General features: G+C 72.9%; 24 protein-coding genes. 16 read left to right on the top strand and 8 right to left on the bottom strand.

Translation table 11 applies throughout. The annotated features are described in order from the left end of the window. The first annotated feature begins 17 nt into the window (after window positions 1-17). From menC to QNO11_RS14955, 5 genes are all read left to right on the top strand, one after another. Window positions 18-1,151 carry an o-succinylbenzoate synthase gene (menC, locus tag QNO11_RS14975; protein ID WP_257507473.1) on the top strand — a complete coding sequence of 378 codons (1,134 nt, stop codon included), beginning with the start codon at window positions 18-20 and terminating at the stop codon, window positions 1,149-1,151. Between the two features lie 189 nt (window positions 1,152-1,340). Beyond that, complete coding sequence (locus QNO11_RS14970; RefSeq protein ID WP_285169448.1) at window positions 1,341-2,075, top strand: hypothetical protein; 735 nt, start codon at window positions 1,341-1,343, stop codon at window positions 2,073-2,075. A gap of 44 nt (window positions 2,076-2,119) precedes the next feature. Next, complete coding sequence (locus QNO11_RS14965) at window positions 2,120-3,463, top strand: alpha-hydroxy-acid oxidizing protein (RefSeq protein WP_257507475.1); 1,344 nt, start codon at window positions 2,120-2,122, stop codon at window positions 3,461-3,463. A gap of 10 nt (window positions 3,464-3,473) precedes the next feature. Then, the gene (locus tag QNO11_RS14960) at window positions 3,474-3,851 is read left to right on the top strand and encodes a DUF4870 domain-containing protein (protein ID WP_257507727.1); all 378 of its coding nucleotides are present in this window, start codon (window positions 3,474-3,476) and stop codon (window positions 3,849-3,851) included. 114 nt (window positions 3,852-3,965) lie between these two features. Further along, on the top strand, window positions 3,966-5,354 hold the full coding sequence (locus QNO11_RS14955; protein ID WP_257507476.1) for a glycine--tRNA ligase: 1,389 nt from the start codon (window positions 3,966-3,968) through the stop codon (window positions 5,352-5,354). 302 nt (window positions 5,355-5,656) lie between these two features. On the opposite strand, the gene QNO11_RS14950 is transcribed toward QNO11_RS14955, so the two are convergent. The 4 genes from QNO11_RS14950 to QNO11_RS14935 all read right to left on the bottom strand — a co-directional run bounded on the left by QNO11_RS14950 (window position 5,657) and on the right by QNO11_RS14935 (window position 9,744). Beyond that, window positions 5,657-7,153 carry an SPFH domain-containing protein gene (locus QNO11_RS14950; protein ID WP_257507477.1) on the bottom strand — a complete coding sequence of 499 codons (1,497 nt, stop codon included), beginning with the start codon at window positions 7,151-7,153 and terminating at the stop codon, window positions 5,657-5,659. Window positions 7,154-7,189: 36 nt separating this feature from the next. Further along, window positions 7,190-7,693 (bottom strand): NfeD family protein, encoded by a 504-nt coding sequence (locus QNO11_RS14945; RefSeq protein WP_257507478.1) that lies wholly within the window; start codon window positions 7,691-7,693, stop codon window positions 7,190-7,192. Between the two features lie 67 nt (window positions 7,694-7,760). After that, window positions 7,761-8,327, bottom strand: a complete 567-nt coding sequence (locus QNO11_RS14940) for an HhH-GPD-type base excision DNA repair protein (protein ID WP_257507479.1) — start codon at window positions 8,325-8,327, stop codon at window positions 7,761-7,763. 115 nt (window positions 8,328-8,442) lie between these two features. After that, entirely contained in the window at window positions 8,443-9,744 is a 1,302-nt protein-coding gene (locus QNO11_RS14935; protein WP_257507480.1) for a glutamyl-tRNA reductase, read from the bottom strand. Window positions 9,745-9,805: 61 nt separating this feature from the next. Here QNO11_RS14935 and hemE point away from each other — a divergent pair, with 61 nt between their 5' ends. The 11 genes from hemE (at window position 9,806) to cofD (ending at window position 19,469) form a co-directional block, all read left to right on the top strand. Continuing rightward, the gene (hemE, locus tag QNO11_RS14930) at window positions 9,806-10,834 is read left to right on the top strand and encodes a uroporphyrinogen decarboxylase (RefSeq protein ID WP_257507481.1); all 1,029 of its coding nucleotides are present in this window, start codon (window positions 9,806-9,808) and stop codon (window positions 10,832-10,834) included. Next, a complete protein-coding gene (locus QNO11_RS14925; RefSeq protein ID WP_257507482.1) occupies window positions 10,831-12,354 on the top strand; it encodes a protoporphyrinogen/coproporphyrinogen oxidase in 1,524 nt (507 codons plus the stop codon). Before hemE ends, QNO11_RS14925 begins: the two co-directional genes overlap by 4 nt. 97 nt (window positions 12,355-12,451) lie before the next feature. Next, window positions 12,452-12,838 (top strand): hypothetical protein, encoded by a 387-nt coding sequence (locus tag QNO11_RS14920; RefSeq protein WP_257507483.1) that lies wholly within the window; start codon window positions 12,452-12,454, stop codon window positions 12,836-12,838. Window position 12,839: 1 nt separating this feature from the next. Then, the gene (locus QNO11_RS14915) at window positions 12,840-13,250 is read left to right on the top strand and encodes a phage holin family protein (protein ID WP_257507484.1); all 411 of its coding nucleotides are present in this window, start codon (window positions 12,840-12,842) and stop codon (window positions 13,248-13,250) included. After that, entirely contained in the window at window positions 13,240-13,518 is a 279-nt protein-coding gene (locus QNO11_RS14910; protein WP_257507485.1) for a hypothetical protein, read from the top strand. Before QNO11_RS14915 ends, QNO11_RS14910 begins: the two co-directional genes overlap by 11 nt. A gap of 80 nt (window positions 13,519-13,598) precedes the next feature. Continuing rightward, entirely contained in the window at window positions 13,599-14,258 is a 660-nt protein-coding gene (gene hemQ / locus QNO11_RS14905) for a hydrogen peroxide-dependent heme synthase (RefSeq protein WP_257507486.1), read from the top strand. Between the two features lie 10 nt (window positions 14,259-14,268). Next, window positions 14,269-15,267, top strand: coding sequence for a hydroxymethylbilane synthase (hemC, locus tag QNO11_RS14900; protein WP_257507487.1), 999 nt, complete (start codon window positions 14,269-14,271; stop codon window positions 15,265-15,267). Beyond that, window positions 15,264-16,067: a uroporphyrinogen-III synthase gene (locus QNO11_RS14895; RefSeq protein WP_257507488.1), complete on the top strand. Its 804-nt coding sequence runs from the start codon at window positions 15,264-15,266 to the stop codon at window positions 16,065-16,067. The genes hemC and QNO11_RS14895 overlap by 4 nt, the downstream gene beginning before the upstream one ends. Then, window positions 16,064-17,047 carry a porphobilinogen synthase gene (hemB, locus tag QNO11_RS14890; protein ID WP_257507489.1) on the top strand — a complete coding sequence of 328 codons (984 nt, stop codon included), beginning with the start codon at window positions 16,064-16,066 and terminating at the stop codon, window positions 17,045-17,047. Before QNO11_RS14895 ends, hemB begins: the two co-directional genes overlap by 4 nt. An 86-nt stretch (window positions 17,048-17,133) precedes the next feature. Beyond that, window positions 17,134-18,456, top strand: coding sequence for a glutamate-1-semialdehyde 2,1-aminomutase (gene hemL / locus QNO11_RS14885; RefSeq protein WP_257507490.1), 1,323 nt, complete (start codon window positions 17,134-17,136; stop codon window positions 18,454-18,456). Between the two features lie 41 nt (window positions 18,457-18,497). Continuing rightward, window positions 18,498-19,469, top strand: coding sequence for a 2-phospho-L-lactate transferase (gene cofD / locus QNO11_RS14880; RefSeq protein ID WP_257507491.1), 972 nt, complete (start codon window positions 18,498-18,500; stop codon window positions 19,467-19,469). Window positions 19,470-19,559: 90 nt separating this feature from the next. On the opposite strand, the gene cofC is transcribed toward cofD, so the two are convergent. From cofC to cofG, 4 genes are all read right to left on the bottom strand, one after another. Further along, a complete protein-coding gene (gene cofC / locus QNO11_RS14875; RefSeq protein WP_257507492.1) occupies window positions 19,560-20,645 on the bottom strand; it encodes a 2-phospho-L-lactate guanylyltransferase in 1,086 nt (361 codons plus the stop codon). Window positions 20,646-20,779: 134 nt separating this feature from the next. After that, window positions 20,780-21,793, bottom strand: a complete 1,014-nt coding sequence (gene fgd / locus QNO11_RS14870; protein ID WP_257507493.1) for a glucose-6-phosphate dehydrogenase (coenzyme-F420) — start codon at window positions 21,791-21,793, stop codon at window positions 20,780-20,782. Then, entirely contained in the window at window positions 21,790-23,277 is a 1,488-nt protein-coding gene (locus tag QNO11_RS14865; protein WP_257507494.1) for a flavin-containing monooxygenase, read from the bottom strand. The genes fgd and QNO11_RS14865 overlap by 4 nt, the downstream gene beginning before the upstream one ends. After that, a complete protein-coding gene (gene cofG / locus QNO11_RS14860) occupies window positions 23,274-25,766 on the bottom strand; it encodes a 7,8-didemethyl-8-hydroxy-5-deazariboflavin synthase CofG (RefSeq protein WP_257507495.1) in 2,493 nt (830 codons plus the stop codon). Before cofG ends, QNO11_RS14865 begins: the two co-directional genes overlap by 4 nt. Window positions 25,767-25,858 lie beyond the last annotated feature (92 nt).

Below are 25,858 nucleotides of genomic sequence, written 5' to 3'. Positions count from 1 at the left end.
GCCGCTAGCCTGAGCGCATGCCCATCGTCACGCCCGCGGCAGCCGTCGCCCTGGAAGGCCTCGAACTGCGGGTGCTGCGGATGCCGCTCACTTCGCCCTTCACCACCTCGTTCGGCACGGAGTCCGAGCGCGAGGTGATCGTCGTGCGTGCCCTGACCGCCGACGGCGACGGCTGGGGCGAGATCGTGACGCAGGCGTCGCCGCTGTACTCCAGTGAGTACACCCAGGGCGCGTGGGACGTCGCGCTGCGGTGGCTGGGTCCGGCGCTGCTGGATGCCGGCACCCTCGCGCCCGAGCAGGTCGCCGGCATCCTCGAGCCGTTCAAGGGGCACCGCATGGCCAAGGCCGGGCTGGAGCTGGCGGTTCTCGACGCCGCGCTGCGCGCCGAGGGCCGCCCGCTCGGTGCCTACCTCGGCGCCGAGCGCGACCGGGTGCCCAGCGGCGTCTCGGTGGGGATCCAACGCGACCCCGCGGCGCTCGTCGATGCCGTCTCCGAATACCTCGATGCCGGGTACGTGCGCATCAAGATCAAGATCAAACCCGGTCGTGACATCGCCGACACCGCGGCTGTGCGCGACGCGTTCGGCACGATCCCGCTGCAGGTGGACGCGAACTCGGCCTACACCCTCGCCGACATCGACACCCTGATGGAGCTGGACCGGTTCGACCTGCTGCTGATCGAGCAGCCCCTGCAGGAGGACGACCTCGTCGACCACGCGGTGCTCGCCGGGCGCCTGCGCACCCCGCTGTGCCTGGACGAGTCGATCGTCTCGCTGAAGGCGGCGCAGGACGCGCGGGCGCTGGGCGCGGCATCCGTCATCAACATCAAGGCGGGCCGTGTCGGCGGCTACGTCGAGGCCGTCGCGATCCACGACCTCTGCCGGGCGGCGGACATCCCGGTGTGGTGCGGCGGGATGCTCGAAACCGGCATCGGCCGTGCCGCCAACGCGGCGCTCGCCGCCCTCCCCGGGTTCACGCTGCCCGGCGACGTGTCGGCCTCCGACCGCTTCTATCCGCGCGACATCGTCACCGAGCCGATCGTGCTCGACGACGGCCACGTGCGGGTGCCCACCGGTGCCGGCATCGGGATCGACATCGACCCGGTGGCGCTGGAGGACTTCACCGTCGCGCGCGAGACCCTGCGGCGGTAGGCGGGCGCCGTGCGCACAACGTCGCTGTTCCGGGCGCACGGGTGCGGGAAACCGGGCGAATCGGCCGGCGCCACGCGACAAAGGCGACGGTGTGCACGCGCCGCGCTTGCGACCCTCGCCGTCGCGGCGGCGGCGGCACTGGCCGGCTGCGCGCCGGACCCCGCCCCGACCCTCCCCGAGGGCGTGCGAGTGACGCTGCAGCAGCTGCGGTCGGACGTCGCCGACCGCACGGCTCAGGTGCGGGTGGCCAACGGCTCCGACACCGAGCTGCTCATCACCCGCCTCGAGCTGCACGACGACTGGTTCGACGGCCCCGCGGTGCGAGACCGCGACAGCACGATCACCCCGGGGCGCACGGTGGACCTGCGCATCGACCTGCCGCCGTCGGCATGTGAGGGGGAACCGGATGCCGACGCTCGCGAGAGCGTGCTGGTGTTCACGATGCGCGGCGGCACCGAGTACCGCGTGCCGACGGAGGATTCGCTCGGCTTCACCGGGCGCCTGCACGAGCGGGAGTGCCTCGCCCACGACGCCGCAGCGGTTGCGAGCCTGTCGTGGGGCGCGTTCACCCCGTCGGCGGCCGGAGAACCGGCCACCCTGCAACTCGACATCGCACCGGCCGGCGGCGACGGGTCGCTGCGGATCGTCGAGGTGCTCCCCACCAACCTCCTGCGGTTCGCCGACGTGACGGCGCCGCTGCCGCTGGGGCTGGAGGTCGACGGCCGCGCGCAGCCGGCACCCGTCGACGTGCCCCTGGTCCCGTCGCGCTGCGACCCGCACGCCGTGCAGGAGGACAAGCGCGGCACCGTGTTCACCGTCGCGATCGAAACCGAGTCCGTGTCTGGCACGATCGAAGTCCCCGCCAGCCCGGAGCAGCGGGGGAAGATCCTCAGCTGGGTCGCCGCGTGGTGCCGGTACGGCTGAGCGCTGCGCACGAGGGCAGCGGCGCCGCCGAATAGGGTGGGGTCATGAGCACCGTCGCTCCCGAGGACCCCGCCGCGTTCGCCCGCGGCATCTCCCGGCGCACCCAGTCCGACGTGTACCGGGCCGGCATCAGCGGCACGACCCCGCGCGTGCCGGTGGATCCGGTGCGGCTGGAGCAGGCCGCGCGCCGCGCGCTGAGCGCCGAGGCGTTCGCGTACATCGCCGGCGGGGCCGGTGCCGAGCACACGGTGGCGGCGAACGCGGCCGCCTTCGATGACTGGCAGGTGTGGCCCAGGCCGCTGCGCGACGTCTCGGATCGCGACCTGTCGATCGACCTGTTCGGCACGCGCCGGCCCACCCCGCTGCTGCTGGCGCCGCTGGGCGTCATGGAACTGGCCCACGCCGACGCCGACGTCGCGGTCGCGCGCGCTGCGGCATCCGCCGGCGTTCCTTACACGTTGAGCAACCAGGCATCGCAGTCGATGGAGCAGGTGCGGGATGCCGCGCCGGCCGGTTCCCGGCTGTTCCAGCTGTACTGGTCCGCCTCGGACGACCTCAACGCGTCGCTGCTCGCGCGCGCCGAGGCGTCGGGGTGCGAAGCGGTCGTCATCACGCTCGACACGCACCTGCTCGGCTGGCGCACCCGCGACCTGGATCTGGCCTACCTGCCGTTCACGCGGGGCCTCGGCATCGCGCAGTACACCAGCGACCCGGTGTTCCGCCGGCTGGTGCAGGAGCGCGCCGGGACGGCGGATGCCGCGGCGCACCCTGCCGCGAAGGTGCGGATGACGCCGAAGACCGTGCTGGCCGGAGTGAGCATCGCGCGCAAGGGCGCCGGGCTCACCGGCACCACCAGCGTGCGCGACAACCTCCGCTCGCCGCTGCCGCGCGCCGCCGTCGAGACGTTCCTCGACGTCTTCTCCACCCCGACGCTCACGTGGGAACGGCTCGCCCTGGTGCGGGAATGGACGTCGCTGCCGATCGTCCTGAAGGGCATCGTGCATCCGGATGACGCGGCGCGCGCGCTGGATGCCGGCGTCGACGGCGTCTGGATCTCCAACCACGGCGGCCGCCAGATCGACCGGTCGGTGCCGACGCTGGCCGTGCTGCCGGCGATCGCGCAGCGGGTGGCCGGCCGTGTGCCGATCGTGTTCGATTCCGGCATCCGCACCGGCGCCGACGTCTTCATCGCCCTGGCGCTGGGAGCGACCGCGGTCGCGCTGGGCCGTCCGTATGCGTACGGCCTCGCGGTCGCAGGCGAGGACGGCGTGGGTGAGGTGGTGCGCAATGTGCTCGCCGAGCTCGACATCACCCTCGGCCTGTCGGGACACACCGCCGTCGCCGACCTTGGACCGGATGCGCTGCGGCACCTCCCCGCTCTAGGCTGACCCCGTGAGCATGGCGCCCCCGCCCCCGCAGCCTCCGTATGGCGCGCCCTACGGGCCGATGCCGATGAGCCCGGCGGACGAGAAGATGTGGGCAACGCTCGTGCACATCGGCGGGGTGTTCTTCGGCTTCCTGCCCGCCCTCATCGGGTACCTCATCCTGCGCGACCGCGGCCCGTTCGTCCGCGCGCACACCGCGCAGGCGCTCAACTTCCAGCTGACCGTGCTGATCGGATTGGTCGCCGGCGGCATCCTGGTGTTCCTGCTCATCGGCGTGCTCGTGCTGATCGTCGTCGCCGTCCTCGATGTCGTGTACTCGATCATCGCCGGCGTGAAAGCGGGCCAGGGGCAGTGGTACCGCTACCCCATGACGATCCAGTTCGTGCGCTGACCCCACGGCACGCGGCGGGCGTCACGCAGGCGGCGACTAGAATCGACGGATGCCGCCGCCTCGCGGCATCCGCGATCTCCGCGCCCCGCGCACCACGACCATTTGGAGCCACCTGTGGCCGAGCAGTCCCGCCTCGACAAAGTCATCGCCCTGGCCCGCCACCGCGGGTTCGTCTTCCAGGCCGGTGAGATCTACGGCGGATCCCGTTCGGCGTGGGACTACGGCCCGCTCGGCACCGAGCTGAAGGAGAACATCCGCCGCCAGTGGTGGCAGACGTTCGTCCGCGGCCGCGGCGACATGGTGGGCCTGGATTCGTCGATCATCCTGCCCAAGCGCGTGTGGGAGGCATCCGGCCACGTCGCCACGTTCACCGACCCGCTCGTGGAGTGCCTGCAGTGCCACAAGCGCTTCCGCGCCGACAACCTCATCGAGGACTTCGAGGCCCGCAAGGGCCGTCCCGCCGAGAACGGGCTGGCCGACGTGCCGTGCCCCAACTGCGGCACGAAGGGCAAGTACACCGAGCCGAAGGCGTTCTCGGGTCTCGTGAAGACCTACCTCGGTGTCGTCGACGACGAGTCGGGACTGCACTTCCTGCGGCCCGAGACCGCGCAGGGCATCTTCGTGAACTTCACCAACGTGCTCACCGCGTCGCGCAAGAAGCCGCCGTTCGGCATCGGCCAGGTCGGCAAGGCGTTCCGCAATGAGATCACGCCCGGCAACTTCATCTTCCGCACGCGCGAGTTCGAGCAGATGGAGATCGAGTTCTTCACGCCGCCCGCAGAGGCCGGCGAATGGTTCGACCACTGGGTCGAGGCCTGCTGGAACTGGTTCGTGGACCTCGGCGTCAACCCCGACAACATGCGCCGGTTCGACGTTCCGGAAGAGGACCGCGCGCACTACTCCGCCGGCACGATCGACGTGGAGTACCGCTTCGGCTTCACCGGCAAGGAGTGGGGCGAGCTCATGGGCGTCGCCAACCGCACCGACTACGACCTGAGCAGCCACACCGAGGCATCCGGCCAGTCACTGACCTACTTCGACCAGGCCACCGGCGAGAAGTACACCCCCTACGTCATCGAGCCGTCGTTCGGGCTGACGCGCGCCATGATGGCGTTCCTCGTCGACGCGTACGACGAGGAGCAGGTCCCCAACGCCAAGGGCGGGGTCGACACCCGCACCGTGCTGCGCCTGGACCCGCGCCTGGCGCCGGTGAAGGTGGCCGTGCTGCCGCTGTCGCGCAACGAGCGGCTGTCGCCGCTGGCGCGCGAAGTTGCCGACAGCCTGCGCAGCAACGGCTGGAACGTCGACTTCGACGACGCCGGCGCGATCGGCCGCCGCTACCGTCGCCAGGACGAGGTCGGCACGCCGCTGTGCGTCACGGTCGACTTCGACTCCCTCGACGACAACGCCGTCACGGTGCGTGACCGCGACACGATGGCGCAGGAGCGCGTGCCGCTGGACGCGCTCACGGCGTACCTGGCCGAGCGCCTGCGCGGCGCCTGACCGCTCGCGGGCCGGTGCCGCCGCGGCATCCTGCCCGCGGCATCCTGCCCGCTGAGAAACCACTTCTCGGTTGAGAAACCATGCGATGCGTGGTGTTTCGACCGAGAAGTGGTTTTTCGTGGTGCCGGTGGACGCCGGGGCACGTTCCGCGAACCGGGGGGCGGCCGGATGGCGGATGCCGCGCGGCGCGGGTTCTCCGGAGAACGCCGGTTTTTCGGAGTCCAAGGCGAGGAAAGCTCCGAAATCGCGGCGTTCTCCGAAGTCGTGGTGCGGGGCCCGCCGCGAACGGGGCGCCCCGCGAGTCAGGCGCCCTTCACCGGGGCGGCGGAACCGTTTCCGGAGACGGCCGCGGACGCGGCGCCGGCGGCATCCGCAGCGCGTGCTCCGGCGAAGCCAGCCAGCAGCGTGCCGAGGTCGAGCCCGGTCAGCGACTTCACGATCTCGGTGCCCTCACCGAGGACGGTGCCGACGGTCTTGGTGACCGCCGATGCGCCGTCGGTGGAGATCACCGTGAGCTGGTCGATGTTGCTGATCGGCTCCGCGGCGGCGCGGACGATCTCGGGTAGGCGCGAGATGATCTCCTGCGCGAGGGCGGCCTCACCGTACTTCTGCAGCGCCTCGGCCTTTGCGTCGGTCGCCGCGGCCTCGGCGACACCGACGGCCTGGGTGGCGGCGGCGCGCGCCTCACCATCGGCCCGGATGCCGGCGGCCAGCGCCACCTGCCTGTCGCGCTCGGCCTCACCGGCGAAGCGCACGGCGGTGGCGGATGCCTCGGCGTCCTGGACCGCGGCGACCTTGTTGGCCTCGGCGATCTTCGTGCGCTTGTACGCGTCGGCCTCGGTGGCGGCGTTGGCCGCGTCACGGAGGGCGGTGGCCCGCTGCACCTCGGCGTACGCCTCGGCCTCGGCGGGCTTGCGGATCTCGATGTCCAGGCGCTCCTGGGTCACGAGGGCCTGCTCGATGAGCGCCTCGCGCTCCTGCTGGGCGACGAGGCGATCCTGCTCGGCCTTCGTGAACGTACCGGCCGCGTCTGCTTCGGCGTTGGCCCGGTCGGTCTCGGCCTTGATCGTCGCCTGGCGCAGGCTCAGCGCCTTCTGACGCTCGGCGATCTGCTCGGCGGCCTCGATGCGGGCGAACTCGCTCGCCCGCGCGGCCTCGGCCTCGCTGACCTCGGCGACCTGACGGGCGCGGGCGGCTTCGGCGCGACCCAGGTTGGCGAGGTAGTCGCTGCCGGGCGTGGAGATGTCGCTGATGTTGAGCAGGTCCACCTGCAGGCCCTGCTCGACGAGGTCGGCCTTGGTCTCTGCGACGACGCGGTCCGACAGGCCCTTGCGGTCGGAGATGATCTGCTCGATCGTCATGTCGCCGATGATGGAGCGCAGCGACCCCTCGAGCGACTCGCGGATGATGTCGGTGAGGGTCTCCTGCTGCGACAGGAAGCGCTGCCCGGCACGGCGGACGCCTTCCTCGGTGCCCGAGACCTTGAAGTTGATGGATGCCTTGATGGCGATCTTGATGCGGTTCTTGTCGACGCCCTCGACGGTGATGCCGATCTGACGCTGCTCCAGCGAGATCGGGAAGCCCTGCTGCAGGATCGGCCACACGAACGTGCGACCGCCGATCACGACGCGCTGCCCCACGCTCTCACCCGGCGCCTGCTTGCCGGCGCCACGGCCGACGATGATGAGCGCCTCGTTGGGAGGCACCCGGCGGATGCGGCGGGCGATGAACGCGAGCAGGCCCACCGCCGCGACGATGAGCGCGAGGACCGCGGCGATCTGGATGATGTCGACCGGCATGGGGAACCTTTCCTGGTGCGGCTGTCGCCGCGGGGTTTATTCGGCGACGACTTTGATGCGGGTGCCGCCGTGTTCGATGACGCGGATGCGCACGCCTTCGGGGATGTCGCCGTCGGCGTAGGCCAGGCGCCGCTCGATCTCGTGCGGGCCATCGAGGGACACCTCCCCGCCGGCGGGGGAGATGGGGGAGCGGCTGACCCCGGTCAGGCCCACCGTGTTCACCGGCGTGCCGTCGGAGCTGCGGGAGAGCTTGCGGATGGACAGCACCGCGAGGGCGTACGCGATGAGAGCGAACACCGCGGCGAGCACGTACACCCAGACTCCGCCGAGGCCGGATGGGACCGTGAAGACGCCGCTCGCGCCGAACACGATCGCCGCGACACCCAGAGCCGTGCCCGAAATGGCGCCGTCGCCGAAATCGAGGTTGTCGAACACATCGCCCAGCACGAGCGAGACGATGAGCAACAGCAGGCCGACGCTTCCGATGATGATGAACGGCGTGAGCAAGGAGGCCTCCGCGGGCATCGAGGATCGGGTCACTCCCACCCTATGAGAAACCTACGAGTCCCGCAGAAAATCTTCCTGCCGCGTCGGCGCGACCGCCGATTCAACCCTTCGCGGCGGCCTTCGCGGCCTTCTTGAACTCCCGCACCTTCTGCAGCGAGTCGGGGGAGACGATGTCGGCGACGCTGCGGTGCGAGCCTTCCTCGCCGTAAGGGGCGGATGCCTCCCGCCACCGGTCCCCGGTGTAGCCGTACTGCTTGCCCAGCAGTGCGAGGAAGATCTTCGCCTTCTGCTCCCCGAAGCCGGGCAGCGCCTTCAGCCGCTTGAGCACGGTGGGCCCGTCGGGGTCGCCCTGCGTCCAGATCGCCGCGGCATCCCCGCCCCACTCTTGCACCACCGCGGCGCACAGGCCCTGCACGCGGCCGGCCATGGAGCCCGGGAAGCGGTGCACGGCCGGGGTCTGCGCGAACAGGGCGGCGAACTGCTCGGGGTCGGCTCCGGCGATCGCCGCGGCATCCAGGCTCCCCAGGCGCTCGCTGATCTTGAGGGGGCCGGCGAACGCGGTCTCCATCGGCACCTGCTGGTCCAGCAGCATGCCGATCAGCAGCGCGAGCGGGTCGCGCGTGAGCAGCTCGTCGGCCGCGGGGTCATCCGTGATGTGCAGGCTCATGCCTTCCATCGTCCCACCGGGTCGCTCGCCTGTCGCGAATCGCCCCGCGGCGACGATCTGCGACAGGGGAGGGGCCAGAAGAGACCCCCGGGGTGGGGGCGCGGGACGGGCGGGGTCAGCCGGCGGATGCCACGTCGTCGATGATCGCGATCTCTTCCGGCTCGACGATCTCGAGTCCGAACAGCGCCGACACGGCGGTGAACACGTCGTCGGCGCGACCCTGCTCGGCCAGCTGGTGCGCGCGGACGGTGGGGGTATGCATGAGCACACCGGCGAGGTGCCGCAGCGCCTGCTCGGTCGTGCCGTCGTCGCCGCGGCTGCGGGCCCGGGCGATCTCGGTGTCGAGCACCGTCGCGACGTGCGCGCGCATCGCCACGACGGCGGGCGTCACGCTGCGGCGCTCACCGGCGACGACGAAGCGCGCGGCAGCATCGGCGACGAGCCGGCGGGCGTCGTCGGTGGCCTGCAGCTCCTCCAGCGGGGCGTGCAGCCGGATGGTCTCCAGATCCAGCAGGTCGGTGTCGGGGACGGCCGCGACGTCGTGGTCGACGTTGCGCGGCAGGCCGAGGTCGATCACCATGCGCCGGGCCGGGTGAGTCGCGGCATCCGTGACCGCCAGCCCCTCGGTGAACGTCGCGGCCGACAGCACCGGGTGCTCGGCGCTGGTGCAGGTGATGACGAGATCCGCCGTGGCGACGGCGCCGGCGAAAGCCGCCGCTGATACCGGCTGCAGGGAGTGCCGGGCGGCGAACAGCGCCGCGCGGCCGGAGGGAGAGGCCACTGAGATGTCGGCGGCGCCCCGGTCGCGCAGGGCCGCGACGGTGGCGGCCGCGTACGACCCGGTGCCGACCATCACTACGCGCAGCTGCGACCAGTCGGTCACCCGGCTGTCGGCCAGTTCCAGCGACAGGCGCACGAGGGAGCGGCCGGCGCGCCCGAGCGCGGTGGCGTTCTTGATGCCCCGCTGGGTCTCGCTGGCGCGCTGGAACAGCCGCTCGAGTTCGGGGGAGGTGGTGCCGTTCTCGCGGGCCTCGGTCAGCGCGCGGCGCACCTGACCGGCGATCTCGCCCTCGCCGATGACGACGGATTCCAGACCGGATGCCACCGAGAACAGGTGATGGGCGACGTCATCGCCGGCGACGACCTCGTAGGAGCCCTCGAGCTCAGCGGGAGTCACCCCGGTGGCGGATTCGATGGCCATGAGGGCTGCCTCGACCCCGACGGCACCCGCCGCAGTGACCGGTTCGTCCATCTCGACGTACGCCTCGAAGCGGTTGCAGGTGGCAACGACCACGGCCCCCTGCACGCATTCGTCGTGCCCCGCGATGGTCGCGGCGACCCGGTCGGTGTGCACGCTGAGTCGCTCGAGGAGCTCGAAAGGGGCGGTCTTATGACTCGCGGTGACACACAGCAGCACTCGTCAAGGGTACCTGGCCACACCTGGGAGGTGCGGAATCCCGAAGTGGGAGGATGGAGGCATGGCCACCGCCCCCCTGCTGAGCGCGCTTCACGGCGTCCGACCCGATCGCCTCCCCGTCTGGTTCATGAGACAAGCCGGCCGCTCCCTGCCCGAATACCGCGACCTGCGGGTGGGTACCCGCATGCTCGATGCCTGCCTCGATCCGGCGCTGGCCGCCGAGATCACGCTGCAGCCGGTGCGCCGCCACGGCGTGGATGCCGCCGTCTTCTTCAGCGACATCGTCGTGCCGCTGCTGCTGGCCGGCATCGATGTGGAGATCCAGCCCGGGCGTGGCCCGGTGTTCGCCGAGCCGGTGCGCACCACCGCCGATGTCGCCCGCGTCACCGCGATCGAGCCGGCGGCGGTTGTCGCGGCATCCGGTCCCATCGCCGAGGCGATCGCCATCATCACCCGCGAACTCGGCGACACTCCGCTGGTCGGCTTCGCCGGCGCCCCCTTCACGCTGGCGGCCTACCTCGTCGAGGGCGGCCCGTCCAAGGAACACCTCCGCGCCCGCGGCATGATGCACGCCGACCCGAGCGCGTGGCACCGCCTCGCCGGCTGGCTCGCCGAGGTGTCCCACGCGTTCCTGAAGGTGCAGACGGATGCCGGTGCCGCCGCCGTGCAGCTGTTCGACTCGTGGGCGGGGTCGCTGTCGGTGGCCGACTACCGCGCGTTCGTCGCTCCGCATTCGCACACCGCGCTGGAGGGCATCACCGTGCCGCGCATCCACTTCGGCGTCGGCACCGCGCACCTGCTGCCCGACATGCGGCTGAACGGCCTCGCCGACGCCGTCGGCGTTGATTGGCGCACCCCGCTGGACGAGGCCGCCGCGATCCTCGGCCCCGATGTGACCCTGCAGGGCAACATCGACCCCGCGCTGCTGACCGCCCCCTGGCCGGTGCTGTCCGCCCACGTGCGCGATGTCATCGCCCGCGGGGGCGCCGCCCGCGCGCACATCCTCAACCTCGGCCACGGCGTGCCGCCCGAAACGGACCCGACGGTGCTCACCCGCATCGTCGCCCTCGCCCACGGGGAGGACGTGTGAGCGAGGTCGGCGACCTCGTCACCCACGCCCACGAGACCCGGGTCGTCGTGATCGGCGGCGGCATCGCCGGTCTGGTCGCGGCGCTGGAGTGCGCGAAGGTCGGGATGCCGGTGACGCTGCTGGAGGCATCCGACCGCCTCGGCGGCGTGGTGCGCTCGGTCGAACTGGACGGGGTGACCGTCGACGTCGGCGCGGAGAGCTTTGCCGTCCGCGGCGGCACGGTCGCCGCCCTGGTGGCCGAACTCGGACTGTCGGATGCCGTCGTGTCGCCGAACCCGGCGGGCGCGTGGGTCGCGGGTCTGCCCGGCGGCGGCGCAGCCCCGATGCCCGTCGGGGGGATGCTCGGCATCCCCGCCAACCCGTTCGCCGACGACGTGCGCCGCGTCATCGGCTGGCCCGGCGCCTGGCGGGCGTACCTGGACCGCCTGCGTCCCCCGATGACGATCGGCCACGAGAAGAGCCTGGGCGCTCTCGTGCGCCGCCGCATGGGCGCCGCGGTGCTGGACCGGCTGGTGGCGCCGGTGACCTCGGGGGTGTACTCCGCACGTCCCGACGACATCGACGTGGACCTCGCCGCCCCCGGGCTGAACAACGCGCTCACCCGCACGGGTTCGCTCTCCGGTGGCGTGGCGCAGCTGCGCGGCGCGGCGACCACCGCACCGGGCTCCGCGGTGCGGGGACTGGCCGGCGGAATGACCCGGCTCGTCGACGCGCTCCGGGACCGGCTGGTCGAACTGGGCGTGGACGTGCGCGTGAACACCCCCGCGCAGGCGATCGTCGCCGACGGCGACGGCTGGGCCGTCGAGATCGCCGCCGCCCCGGAATCGGGCGACCCCGCGACGGACCCGAGCGCACCGGCCGATCCGACTGAACCGGCCGCGCCGGCGCCCGAGGCGACCCGGCTGCCCGCCGAGGCGGTCATCGTGGCGACCAGCGAAGCGCAGGCCCGGCACCTGCTGGCACCGGTCGTGCCGGACCTCGACCCCGGCGGCATCACCGCGCCCGTCGTCGAGATCGTCACGCTCGTCGTGGACGCCCCCGCGCTGGACGCCCACCCGCGCGGCACCGGAGTGCTCACCGTGCCGGGCTCCCACACCGCCAAGGCCCTCACACACTCGACGGCCAAGTGGGAATGGCTGCGGAAGGCGACGGACCACCACATCGTGCGGGTCTCCTTCGGCGCGCAGGGTGAGGCCCCGGCGACCGAGGCGCTCGACGACGACGCAGCGGCAGCGCTCGCGCTCGCCGAGGCGGCGAAGCTGCTGGGCACTGCGCTGGACCCCTCGCAACTGCGGGCGGCGCACCGCGAGCGGTACGTGCAGTCGCAGCCCGCCGCGGCGATCGGTCGCACCGCGGTGACGGCGGCGGCGCGTGCCGCCGTGCATGCCACCCCGGGTCTCGCGGCCGTCGGCGCGTGGCTGGCGGGCACCGGGCTGGCACAGGTGATCCCCGACGCGATCGCCGAGGCCGAGCGGGTGCGCCGCGAGGCCCTCTGGGGCGACGCGGCGATCCTCGACTAACCCACGACGCCGCCGCGCGCAACCCCGGATACCTGAGAAGGCATACGGCGCTACCCTGGGACCACTGAAGCACCTCCATCGAGCGTGAGGAGACCCCATGAGGGGCAAAATTGGACTCGTCGTCGGACTGGCCGCGGGCTACGTCCTGGGCACGCGCGCCGGTCGTGAGCGTTACGAGCAGATCAAGGCACAGGCCATGAAGGTCTGGGAACTCGAGCCCGTGCAGAAGCAGGTCGGCAAGGCCACGGAGCTCGGCAAGTCAGCCGCCATGGCGCTGCCGACCGCCGTTTGGGACAGCGCGGTCAAGGTGACCAAGGCTGCGACCAAGCGCGGCACCACGCCCGGCCAGAAGCTCGACGCCGCCATCATCGCGGGCAAGGAATCCGTCGACGAGGTCGCCGAAGGCGCCGAGACGACCGTGACCGAGGTCCACAAGGCCGCCCACGACGCGATCGACGACATCAAGAAGGCCGCGGACAGCTGAGATGACCACCCCCCGCGGTTTCCGCGATCGCACCGACGACAGCCTGATGACGTTGCTCGGCGAGGTGCCCGAGCTCGTGCGCAACCTGGTCATGGCCGAAGTCGACTCCGCCAAGAAGTGGGCGAAGAAGACCGGTAAGGACGCCGGCATGGGTGGGCTGTGGTTCCTGGCCGCCCTGTTCGTGCTGTTCTGGGCGATCCCGGCCCTGGGGGCATTCGCGATCATCGGCCTGGCCTCATGGTGGCCGGCCTGGCTTGCCGCGCTGACCGTCTTCGTCGTGATGCTTCTCATCGCCGTCGTGCTGGCGTTCCTCGGCATCCGCCGTTTCAAGCGCCTCTCCTCGCGGGACACGCCCGTGAAGGCACTGTCCACCGACGCCCAGATCGTGAAGGATGCCGCGAATGAGTTCTGACCGCCCGCTCCCCGTGCCGCGCACCGCCGTGCCGCTGGGAATCGCCGACCCGGTCGAGAAGGCCCGCGCCGAGCTGAAGGCTGCGCTCTTCGCGATCGAGGAGAAGGCGAACGTGCCCAAGCGCGTCGGTCAGGCCACCGACCGCGGCGTGGCCGAGGCCCGGCTGTTCGCCCGGCGCAACCCGACCGGAGCGATCGCGGCGACCGTCGGCGTCGCCGTGACGATCGGTCTGGCCGTGTGGGGGGCCGTGCGTCTGATCGCGCGCTGAGCACGAACACCGGCAGCGCCGTGAGCGTCGCCCGGCAGCGGCGGTTTGCCGCGCCGCGAAGCGCGAGAGAGACTGGAGAAATGTCCGACACCTCTTTCACGCTCTGGTCCGTGCTGCGCCGCGACCCCGCCAACCCGGTCACGGCCCAGGAGGCGACCGAGCTGGAACACCTGGTCGCCGACCTCGCCGAGGGTGGCACGACCGTGCGGGGCTTCTACGACGTCAGCGGCCTGCGCGCCGACGCCGACGTCATGATCTGGCTGCACGGCCCGACCGCCGACGGCCTGCAGCGGGACCTGCGGCGCCTGCGCCGCACCCCGCTGCTGCAGCCGCTGCTGCCCACCTGGAGCGCGATGGGCGTGCACCGTGACGCCGAGTTCAACCGGGCCCACGTGCCGGGGTTCCTCCGCGGCATCGCGGCCAAGCAGTGGCTGACGGTGTACCCGTTCGTCCGCAGCTTCGAGTGGTACCTGCTGCCCGATGAGGAGCGGCGCGCCATGCTCGCCGATCACGGCCGCAAGGGCGCCGCGTTCACCGGCGTGACCGCGAACACCGTGGCATCCTTCGCTCTCGGGGACTGGGAGTGGATCCTGCCCATGGAAGCCGATGAGCTCACCGACCTCGTCGACATGATGCGGGAGCTTCGCTACACCGAGGCGCGCCGCCACGTGCGCGAAGAGGTGCCGTTCTTCACCGGCCGGCTGGTGGCCCCCGCCGAACTGGTCGAGGTGCTGCGATGAGGATGCCGCGATGACGCGGCCGTTCCGCCTCGGCACCCGCCGCAGCGCCCTGGCGACCGCGCAGTCGCAGCAGGTCGCCGACATGCTGGCGGCCGCGTCGGGCCGCCCCGTCGAACTCGTGCCGATCGTGTCGGAGGGTGACGTCTCGCGTGCCTCGCTGTCGCAGATGGGCGGCACCGGGGTGTTCGCCACGCGGCTGCGCGAGGCCCTGCTCGCCGGGGAATGCGACCTGCTGGTGCACTCCCTCAAGGACCTGCCGACCGCGCAGCCGCCGGGGCTCGTGATCGCCGCGATCCCCGCCCGCGAGGACGCCCGCGATGTCGTGGTCACCCGCGACGGCACCCCGCTGCATCAGCTCCCGCCCGGTGCGCGCGTGGGTACCGGCTCGCCCCGGCGCCGCGCCCAGGTGCACCGCCGCAACCCGCGGGTGGATGTGCAGGACCTGCGCGGAAACGTCGATTCCCGGTTGCAGCGGGTGCGCGATGGGCAGCTGGATGCCGTCGTCCTCGCCGCTGCCGGCCTGGCGCGCATCGGTCTGGACCTGACCGACCTGGGACTGGAGGCGCTGGGCCTGGCGGCCTGGCCGACCGCACCGGGTCAGGGAGCGCTGGCCATCGAGACGACCGCCGACGCGCCCGAGGAGCTGCGCGCGGCGCTGGCCCTCATCGACCACACCGACACCCGCATCGCCGTCACCGCCGAACGCGCGGTGCTGGCCACCCTCGAAGCCGGCTGCCACGCTCCGGTGGGCGCGCATGCGGAACTGACCGGCGGCGACCTGCGCATCGACGCGGTCGTGTACGCGCTGGACGGCAGCAGCCGGATCGGCCTGGACCGATCCGTGCCGGTGCCGCAGGAGTATGGTGGATCCGAGGGCAGTGGCGATGGTGCGGATGCTGCCGATGACGCGAGCCCGATCGCGTACGCCGTACGCGCCGGGTCGGAAGTCGCCCGTCGACTGCTCGAACGTGGAGCAGCCGAACTGGTACCACGAGAGTCGACCCCATGAATACAGCCTCCTGGCAATCGCAGCCGGCCAAACCGCTGGCCGGCTGGCGTGTGCTCGTGCCCCGCGGCGGGCCCTGGGGCGACGGTGTCGCGGCGACCCTGCGTGCGCAGGGCGCCACCCCGGTCATCGCGCCGCTCATCAACTTCGCGCCGTCCACCGACGAGGCAACGCTCGAGCAGGCCCTGGCCGACCTCGCCGCGGGCGTCTTCGACTGGCTCACCGTGACCAGTGCGACCACCGTCGACGTGCTCTACGCGTACCGTGCCCAGATCCCCGCCGAGACGAAGGTCGCCGCCGTCGGCGAGACCACCTCCGCCGCCCTTACGGCCGTCGGCTACAAGGTCGACCTCGTGCCCGACGACGACAACTCCGCCGCCGGCATGGCCGACCAGCTGATCGCACTGGAGACCGAGCCGCGCGACGTGCTAACGCTGCGGAGCGAAATCGCCAAGCCGGTGCTCACCGAGCGGCTCAGCGCCGCCGGGCACCGGGTGCGCAGCGTCGTGGCGTACCGCACCGTCGGCGTACCGGTCACCGAGAAGATCGCCGAAGACGTGCGCAGCGGCCGCATCAACGCGATCCTCGTCACCAGCGGCTCGGTCGCCGAGCAGGTGCGGGAGCAGTTCCCCGACATCCCCGCGACCACGGTGCTGGCCGCGATCGGCCCCCGCACCGCCGAGGATGCCCGCCGCCTCGGCCTGCCCGTGAACGTCGTCGCCTCCGAGCAGACCGTCGCCGCGCTCATCCGGGCGGTCTCCGAACTCGCCCTGCCCCATTCGACGGATGAGACCGTGCCGTGAGTTTTCCCGCCCACCGCCCCCGGCGGCTGCGCCAGTCGCCGGCCGTGCGCCGACTCGTGCGTGAGACACACCTGGTCCCCTCGCAGCTCGTGCTGCCCGCGTTCGTGCGGGAAGGACTGACCGAGCCCGCGCCCATCGGCTCGATGCCCGGTGTCGTGCAGCACTCCGTCGATTCGCTGCGGCGTGCCGCGGCCGATGCCGCGGACGCCGGCATCGGCGGGCTCATGCTCTTCGGCGTGCCGACCGTGCGCGACGCGATCGGCTCCGGCGCGGACGACCCGCGCGGCATCCTGAATGTGGCCACCGAGGCGGTCGTCGCCGAAGTCGGCGACGCGCTGGTGGTGCAGACCGACCTGTGCCTGGACGAATTCACCGACCACGGCCACTGCGGCGTGCTGCGGCCGGACGGCGTCGTGGACAACGACGCCACGCTGGAGCGCTACGCCGCGATGGCGCTCGCGCAGGCCCGCGCCGGCTCCACGCTGCTGGGGCTGTCGGGCATGATGGACGGCCAGGTCGCCTACATCCGCGCCGCGCTGGAGGCCGAGGGGTTCACCGACACGCTGATCCTCGCCTACGCCGCGAAGTACGCCGGTGCCTTCTACGGCCCGTTCCGCGAAGCGGTGGACTCGCAGCTGCAGGGCGACCGCCGCACCTACCAGCTCGATCCGCCCAACGCCCGTGAGGGTGTGCGCGAAGCGGTGACCGACGTCGACGAGGGCGCCGACATCGTCATGGTCAAGCCGGCCCTGCCCTACCTCGACGTGCTCGCCGCCGTGCGCGACGCCGTGGACGTACCGGTGTGGGCCTACCAGGTGTCCGGCGAGTACGCGATGGTCGAGGCCGCCGCCGCCCAGGGGTGGATCGACCGACGCGGCGCCATCACCGAATCGCTGATCGCGATCCGCCGCGCCGGGGCCGACGCCGTGCTCAGCTACTGGGCCGTCGAGGCCGCCGGGTGGCTGCGCGAAGGGCTGTGACCTTCGCCGTTGCCGGGGGGTGCGCTGCACCGGCCCGCCCGTTCCTGCGCGCCGCCGCAGCGGCATCCGCCGAGAGAAAGTGACTCATGACCGACCGTAACGAGCAGCTGTTCGCCCACGCCCGAGAGGTGATCCCGGGAGGGGTGAACTCGCCGGTGCGCGCCTATGGCTCCGTCGGCGGCACGCCCCGGTTCGTCACGTCCGCGCGCGGGCCGTACATCACGGACGCCGACGGGCGCGAGTACGTCGACCTCGTCGCCTCGTGGGGTCCGGCCCTCCTCGGCCACGCGCACCCCGAGGTCGTCGCGGCCGTGCAGGACGCGGCATCCCGTGGCCTGTCGTTCGGCGCCCCCACCGGCGCCGAGGTGGAGCTGGCTGATCTCATCGCGGCGCGCGTCGCCAGCGGCGACCGTCGGCCCGTCGAACGCGTGCGGCTGGTGTCCACCGGCACCGAGGCGACGATGACGGCGATCCGCCTGGCCCGCGGCTACACCGGCCGGGACTTGCTGATCAAGTTCGCCGGTCACTACCACGGTCACTCCGACGGGCTGCTGGCCGCCGCCGGATCGGGCGTTGCCACCCTCGCGCTGCCCGGCTCGGCGGGAGTGCCTGCCGCGATCGCGGCGCAGACCCTCGTGCTGCCGTACAACGACCTGGGCGCGGTGGAAGAGGCCTTCGCGGTGCACGGCGACCGCATCGCCGCCGTGATCGTCGAGGCCGCCGCGGCGAACATGGGCGTCGTGCCGCCGCTGCCCGGCTTCAACGCCGCGCTCACCGATCTGGCGCACGCCCACGGCGCGCTGCTGATCCTCGACGAGGTGCTCACCGGATTCCGGGTGCACCCTGCCGGGTTCTGGGGGCTCCAGCAGGACGCCGGCGAGCAGTACACGCCGGACCTGTTCACCTTCGGCAAGGTCGTCGGCGGCGGCATGCCGCTGGCCGCGCTCGGCGGCCGCGCCGACGTGATGGACATGCTCGCCCCCGTCGGCCCGGTGTACCAGGCCGGCACGCTGTCGGGCAATCCGCTGTCGGTGGCCGCGGGCATCGCGACGCTGCAGCTGGCGACCCCTGAGGTGTACGCACGGGTGGATGCCGCGGCATCCACCGTCGCCGACGCGCTGGACGCGGCGCTGACCGCAGAGGGCGTGGTGCACGCGGTGCCGCGCGCCGGGTCGCTGTTCGGTGTCGTGATGCTTCCCGAGGCGCCGCGGTCATACGCCGAGGCGCAGCAGCAGCAGGCGGCGCGGTACACGCCGTTCTTCCACGCGATGCTCGACGCCGGGGTATCCCTGCCGCCCAGCGTCTACGAGGCGTGGTTCCTCACCGCCGCGCACGACGAGGCCGCCCTCGCGCGGGTGCTCGAAGCGCTCCCGGTGGCCGCCCGCGCCGCCGCCGGCGCCGCGGCGTAGCCGCCGCCCCGCCGGGGCGTTGCCGCCGTAGGGTGGATGTCGTGGCATCCTCCCCTCGCGTCGTCGTCCTTGCCGGGGGCGTCGGCGGCTCGAAGTTCACTCTGGGAGTGCGGGAGGCCCTCGCGCGGCGCGGGGCGCCGGAGGCGACGGTCGTCGTCAACACCGGCGACGACCTGTGGCTGTCGGGGGTGCGCCTGCAGCCCGACCTGGACTCGATCCTCTATGCCCTCGCGGGGGTAGGCGACACCGAGCGGGGCTGGGGTCGTGCCGGCGACACCGAGCGGGTGAACCACGAGCTGCAGCAGTGGGGCGCCGGGTGGCCCTGGTTCACGCTCGGCGACCTGGACCTCGGCACGCATCTCGCCCGCACCGGGTGGCTGCGCGAGGGGCTGACGCCGACCCTCGTGCTGGAGCGGCTGTCGCGCCGGTGGCCGCTGGGCGTGCGGATGCTCCCGATGACCGACGCGGAAGCCGACACGTATGTGCGGGTGGACGGCGGGGCGGTGCTGCACTTCCAGGAGTGGTGGACGCGGCACCGCGCGCAGCTGACGCCGCTGGAGTTCACCAACCCCGGCATGCGGCATGCCCGTCCGGCGCCCGGCGTGGCCGAGGCGATCGCCGACGCCGACGTCGTGCTCGTCGCGCCCTCGAACCCCGTCGTGTCGATCGGGCCGATCCTCGCCGTCCCCGGGATGCGTGAGGCGCTCGCCGCGACGTCCGCGCAGGTCGTGGGCGTCTCGCCTATCATCGGCGGCGCGGTCGTGCGCGGCATGGCCGATGTGTGCCTCACGGCGATCGGTGTGGAGACCTCCGCCGCGGCCGTCGCCGCGCACTACGGCGCGCGCCGTGACGGTGGCGTGCTGGACGCGTGGCTGCTCGCCGAGGAGGACGCGGCACTCGCGGCGTCGGTCGATGCCGGGGGCGTGCGCGCGGTGGTCGCGCCGTTGTGGATGCGAGACGCCCTGGCATCCGCCGACATCGTCGACGCTGCCCTCGCCGCCGCCGGTCACTGACACGGGCTGCGGCTCCGCCTCCCCGAGTGCTCGCCTGTCACGAATGGGGCGTGCCCCCGACGATCTGTGACAGGGCAGCGGGGTGGGGGGTTAGAGAGCCATCCGCATCACGGTGATGCCGGTGGCGGCGGAATCGGCGGCGTCGCGGTGCATGCCGACCTTCCCGGCGACCCGGACAGACGCGGCGTTGCCGGGGTGCACGAGCGCGCGCAGCTCGGTGAACCCGAGCGTGCGGGCGAGGTCCCGGGAGGCGGATGCCGCTTCGGCGGCGAACCCACGCCCCTGCAGTGACGGGGTCACGTGGTAGCCGACCTCCAGCACCAGGCGCTCGCCCAGCGGCTGCCAGGTGAGCCCGCAGTCTCCGACGAATCGGCCGTCGGCATCCTCGATGCACCACAGCCCGAACCCGTCGGCGCGGTACCGCAGGCGGCTGCGCGCGATCCACTCCGCCGCCTGGGCGCGGGTGCGCGGCGCGGCGTAGAAGCGCATGACCCCGGGATCGCCCAGCAGCGCGGCCATGTCGTCGAGGTCGTCCTCGCGCAGCTCGCGCAGCCGCAGCCGCGCCGTCGCCGGCGGGGCACTGCTGCCTGCCCGGGCGGCGCGCAGCAGCGCGGTCGTGCGGGGCCCGGCGCCGAGGTCGTCCAGCTGCCGCAGCTGGGCGGCCGTGTCGATGTCGCGCCGCAGGCCGGATGCCGGGGGCAACCGCACCGGCACGGCGCCCAGCCGCTCGTGGCGGGCGAACGAGTCGGCGCCGAAGGCCGAGTCCCACGGCACGCCCGCCGCGGCGGTGACGAGCGTAGAGCCGGTGCCTTCGGCATCCGGCACCACCGCCCGCTCGACGGTCGATGCCCGCCGCAGGGCCGTCGCGAGCTCGCTCGGCCGCAGCGCCGGCAGGTCGCCCAGCAGCGCGGCACGAGGACCGGAGTGCCCGGCCAACCCCGCGGCGATCGCGGCGTTGAGCCCGCCGCCGGGATCGGGGAGCACCGTGACGGTCGCCCCCGGCCCGGACGGGATGGTCGCCGCCGCGTCGGCGTCGTCGCTCACGACGATCACCCGGGCGACGCCGGGGGTCCGCGCCGCGGCGTCGATGGTGTCGCGGGCGATCGCGCGGGCCAGCGCGGTGCGGTCGACTCCCGCCGCCGCGAGCCGCGACTTTCCGGTGGCGGCCGGCTTCACCGGGACGACGACGACCCAGCCGGCGTCGGCCGGACCCCGTCGGAATTCAGGCTGTGGCGCACTTACCGCCCCGGATTCCCCGGTTTCGGTGCTCTCAGCCTGAATTCCGACGCCCCCGGCCCCCGAACCGCCCGTCACTGACCGAACCGGGCCCGGAGCCGCGGCAGAATCTCGGTGCCGTACGTGCGCAGGAACGTCTCCTGGTCGTGTCCGGGGTCGTGGAACACCAGGTGCCGGAACCCCAGGTCGACGTACCGCGCGATCTGCTCCACGTGCTCGTCGGGATCGGTGGAGACGATGAACCGGGACGCGGCGCGCTCGATCGGCAACTCGTCGGCCCGCCGCTGCATCTCGATGGGGTCGTGGATGCCGGTCTTCTCCTCCGGAGACAGTGCGAGCGGCGCCCAGAACCGGGTCTTGTCCAGCGCCTCCTGGCGGGTCGGCGCGAGCGAGACCTTCACCTCGATGAGCGTGTCCACATCCCCGGCCGACCGGTCTGCCTTCTGCAGCCCCTCGTCCAGCGCCGGCAGCAGCTTGTCGGTGTACAGCGCCGGGTCCTTGCCGCTGGTGGTGATCCAGCCGTCGGCCATGCGGCCCGCCAGGCGGGTCGCGGCCGGTCCGGAGGCGCCGATGTAGATCGGCACCGGGCGGTCGGGGCGGTCGTAGACGGTGGCATCCGTCACCTTCCAGAAGTTGCCCTCGAAGGTGACGCGCTCGCCCTGCCACAGCTCGCGGATGAGGGTGATCGCCTCCTTCATGCGCTGGAAGCGCTCCGGCGGGTCGGGCCAGTCGAGGCCGAGTGTGACCTCGTTGAGCGACTCGCCGGTGCCGACCCCCAGGATCACCCGATCCGGGAACATCACGCCCAGCGTCGCGAACGCCTGGGCGATGACGGCCGGGTGGTAGCGGAACGCCGGGGTCAGCACGGAGGTTCCCAGGATCACCCGCGAGGTGCGCGCGCCGACGGCGCCGAGCCACGGCAGCGCGGCGGGCGCGTGCCCGCCCTCGTGCATCCAGGGCTGGAAGTGGTCGGAGATGAACACCGAGTCGAACCCGACGTCTTCGGCCAGCACGGCGAAGTCCGCCAGTTGGTCGGGGCTGAACTGCTCGGCGGATGCCTTGTACCCGAGGCGGAGCGGAAAGGTCATGCGGATCTCCTGTCCTCCCCGCCGGTGCGGGCGGGGGTGGTCGTGAATTCCGACCCGTCGGCGCGCGCGAGCCGCGCGCGGAACGCATCGACGGTGCCGGGCCACAGCAGCGTCAGCCGGCCGCGGTCGACGTACCAGTTGCGGCATCCGCCGGTCAGCCACGGCGTCGTGCGCGCGGCCCGGGCGATCTCGGCGGTGTAATCGGCCTCGGCATCCGGGTGCACCCGCAGCACACCGCCCGGCGTCGCCGCGCGCTGCGCAAGCGCCCGCACCGTGTACGCGGCCTGCTCCTCGAGCATGAGCACCGAGGAATTGTGCCCGAGCGAGGCGTTGGGCCCGTCGAGCACGAACATGTTGGGGAAGTCCGACACCACGGTCGACGCGAACGACGTCATGCCGCCGGACCAGTGCTCTGCGAGGGTCTGCCCCCGCTCACCGGTGACGAGTTCGGCGTAGGGCTGCCGCTGCGAGACGAACCCGGTCGCCAGCACGAGCGCATCGGCGGTGTGCCGGGTTCCGGATGCCGCGACGAGCCGATCCCCGTCGACGGCGACGAGCGCGGAGGGCTCGAGGGTGACGGCGGGCGAGGCGACGGCCGGGTAGAAGTCGTCCGACAGCAGCACCCGCTTGCACCCGAAGACGTAGTCGGGGCTCAGCGCGGCGCGCAGCGCCGGGTCGGACACCTGGCGCGCCAGGTGCGCGAGCGCGACCTCCCGTGCGCCGGCGGATGCCGCGGCGTCGCCGGACCGTGACGCGTACCGCGCCTCGCCCTCGACGTACAGGGCGGCGCGGAGCGCGGCGAGCTCCTCGGGATGTGCGGCGAAGCGCTCGCGCTCGGCGGCGTCGTACCCGCGCTCGCCGCGCGGCACGATCCAGGCGGGGGTGCGCTGGAACAGCGTCACGTGTGCGGCGGTCTCGGCCAGCCGGGGGAGCAGCTGCACGGCGCTCGCGCCGGTGCCGATGACCGCGACGCGGGAGCCGGCGATGTCGGCGGAGTGGTCCCACCGCGCCGAGTGGAAGATGGGCCCTGTGAAACCCTCGAGTCCGGGGATCTCCGGGATCGACGGTTCGGTGAGCCGGCCGCAGGCCAGCACGAGGGCGTCGGCGGTGAGCGCGCCGGACCCGGTGTCGAGGTGCCACCGCGAGGCGGCGGCATCCCACCGCGCCGCCAGCAGCGCGGTGCGCAGCCGCAGCCGGTCGCCGAGGTCCTCGGTGTCGGCGACGCGCTCGAGGTAGCGGTGGATCTCCGCGCCGGTGGCGTAGAGACCGGACCACTCCGGGTTCGGGTGCGTCGCGAACCCGTACAGGTGGGATGGCACGTCGCAGGCGACGCCGGGGTAGGTGTTGTCGCGCCAGGTGCCGCCGACGGATGCCGCCCGCTCGAGGATCACGAACGACTGCCGGCCCGCGCGTCGCAGCGCGATGGCCATGCCGAGGCCGGCGAACCCGGCTCCGACGATCGCGACCTCGATGTGTTCGGTCATTGCGTCACGCGGGGCGTGCCGTAGTCGGTGGTGCGCAGCCGGAACGGGCGCAGCAGGCGCGCAGCGATGCGCGCGGCATCGGCCACCGGCAGCTCCTGGCCGTGTTCGATGCCGGACTCCGGGCGCACCCGGCCGTCCAGCAGCGTGCCGCCCAGGTCGTCGCCGCCGGCCTGCAGCAGCACGGCGGCGGCATCGCGACCGACCCGCGGCCACGGGACCTGCAGGTGCGGGATCGAGCCGCTCAGCGCGAGGCGGGACACCGCGACCATCGCGCGGTGCTCGTCGATCGGGGCGCGGCCGGGCACCAGCGGCACGCCGCCCGCGGGACCCGGCAGCGGGATCGGCACGAACTCGCTGAAGCCCCCGCCGGCGCCCGCGGCCGCCGCGGCATCCTGCAGCCGGCGCAGCAGCCGCAGGTGGGCGACGCGCTCGGCGGCGGTCTCGACGTGCCCGTAGAACAGCACGCTCGTGGAGCGCAAGCCGTGCCGGTGCGCCGCGGTGATGCCCTCGATCCAGCGGTCGATCTCGAGGTCAGCGGGGAACAACGCGCCGCGCACCCGCTCGGTGGCGACCTTCACGCCGGTGCCGGGGACGGTGTCGACGCCGGCGTCCCGCAGTGCGGTGAGGGCGCCGTCCAGTCCCAGCCCGCCCCGGTCGGCGAGGTCCCACACGTCCTGCGGGCGGTAGGCGTGCAGGTGGATGCCGGGGTGCGCGGCCTTCACGGCGCGGGCGATCGCGAGGTAGCCGGCCGGGTCCTCGGTGGCCGGCAGCACCCCCTGGACGCACAGTTCGGTGGCCCCGAGCGCGGCGGCATCCGCCGTGATCGCGGTGACGTCGTCGACCCCGAACTCGTCCGGCGAAGCCGCACCCCCGGCGCGGAACCCGCTGGAGGTGAGGTTGCGGTTGACCACCAGGCTCACCGCCTCGCCCACGGTGTAGCGGCGCACGTCGTCGGCGGTGGCCACCACGGCCTCGAGATCGTCGCCGGTGGCGTGCAGCAGCAGTTCCCAGTCGTCGTCGCCGAGGCTCAGCGGGTCGGCTGCGGCCTGTTCGGCCAGCCGCCCGGCGGCGCCGGCGGTCGCGGTGCCGGCCGTGGTGCGTGCATAACGTCGCTGATCCGGTGCGGAATCGCCCGGCACCGGGCCTGAAGTCGCCGTATCGCCCGATTCGGCGACGTTGTGCACGTCGCCGACGGCAGACCCGACGGCAGACCCGGCGGCCGACCCGGCGGCCGACCCGGCGGCAGACCCGGCGGCCGACCCGGCGGCCGCGAGCCCCGTCTCGGGGTCCACGAGCGCCGCGACCGGCGCGTGCATCGCGGGATCGAGCCACTCGTCGGCGCGCTGGACGTACTCGGGGTGGGCGGTGAGCCGCTCCTGCAGCGCGAATCCCATCGCCGCGGTGCGTGCGGCCAGGTCGTCCAGGTGGGGCCAGGGCCGCTCCGGGTTGACGTGGTCGGCGGTGACGGGCGACACCCCGCCCCAGTCGTCCGCTCCGGCGCGGACCAGCAGGTCGAACTCGGCAGGGTCGGACAGGTTCGGCGGCACCTGCACCCGCATCCGCGGCCCCATCACCAGGCGCGCCACCGCCACCGCCGCAACGTACTCCTGCAGCGCGGCATCCGGGGCCGACTGCGCCGCCGTCCGCGGCTTCGCGCGGAAGTTCTGCACGATCACTTCCTGCACGTGCCCGTGCCGCTCATGCGCGTCGCGGATGGCCACGAGCGACTCGGCGCGGTCGCGCAGCGTCTCGCCGATGCCCACCAGGATGCCGGTGGTGAACGGCACCCGCGCCCGCCCGGCATCCTCGATCACCTGCAGCCGCAGCGCCGGGTCCTTGTCGGGCGAGCCGAAATGCACCTGGCCCGGTTCGGTGAACAGCCGCTCGGAGGTGGTCTCGAGCATCATCCCCATCGACGGCGCCGTCGGGCGCAGCGCCACCAACTCGTCCCGCGTCATCACGCCGGGGTTCAGGTGCGCGAGCATCCCGGTCTCGGCCGTGATCAGTCGCGCCATCGCGCCGACGTAATCCAGCGTGGAGGCGTAGCCGTGCTCGTCCAGCCACGCGCGGGCGGCCGGCCAGCGGTCCTCGGGGCGGTCGCCGAGGGTGAGCAGCGCCTCCTTGCAGCCGTGCGCCTGCCCCTGCCGCACCACCGCGAGCACCTGTGCCTCGGTCATGAACATCGGCTTGTGCAGCAGCGCCAACTGCCCGGGGGTGTCGACGAACACGCAGTAATGGCAGCGGTCGCGGCACAGTGTCGTCAGCGGCACGAACACCTTGCGCGAGTAGGTGATGACGCCCGGGCGACCGGATGCCGCGAGCCCCTCGTCCCGCAGGCGTGCGGCGGCCCGCAGCAGCCGGTCGAACGCCTCGCCGCCGGCGTGCAGGAGCACCTCGGCGTCATCCGCGTCCAGGCGGGCGCCGGCCTCGGCGCGCGCGAGCGCGTCATCGACGGTCGCCGCCTCGGGGGAGGGCTGCAGGAGGGTCATCGACCAAGTCTCGCACCGTCGCGGCCCCACGGGTCCGTGCAGATCGTTGCCGTCCCGTAAGCAAATGAAGGGCGTTGCGCTGGCAGACTAGG

The organism is Microbacterium sp. zg-B96 (genome assembly GCF_030246865.1).
Lineage (GTDB): Bacteria > Actinomycetota > Actinomycetes > Actinomycetales > Microbacteriaceae > Microbacterium.
The sequence above is the reverse complement of the archived record's forward strand: the minus strand, read 5'-3'. Positions and strand labels throughout refer to the sequence as shown.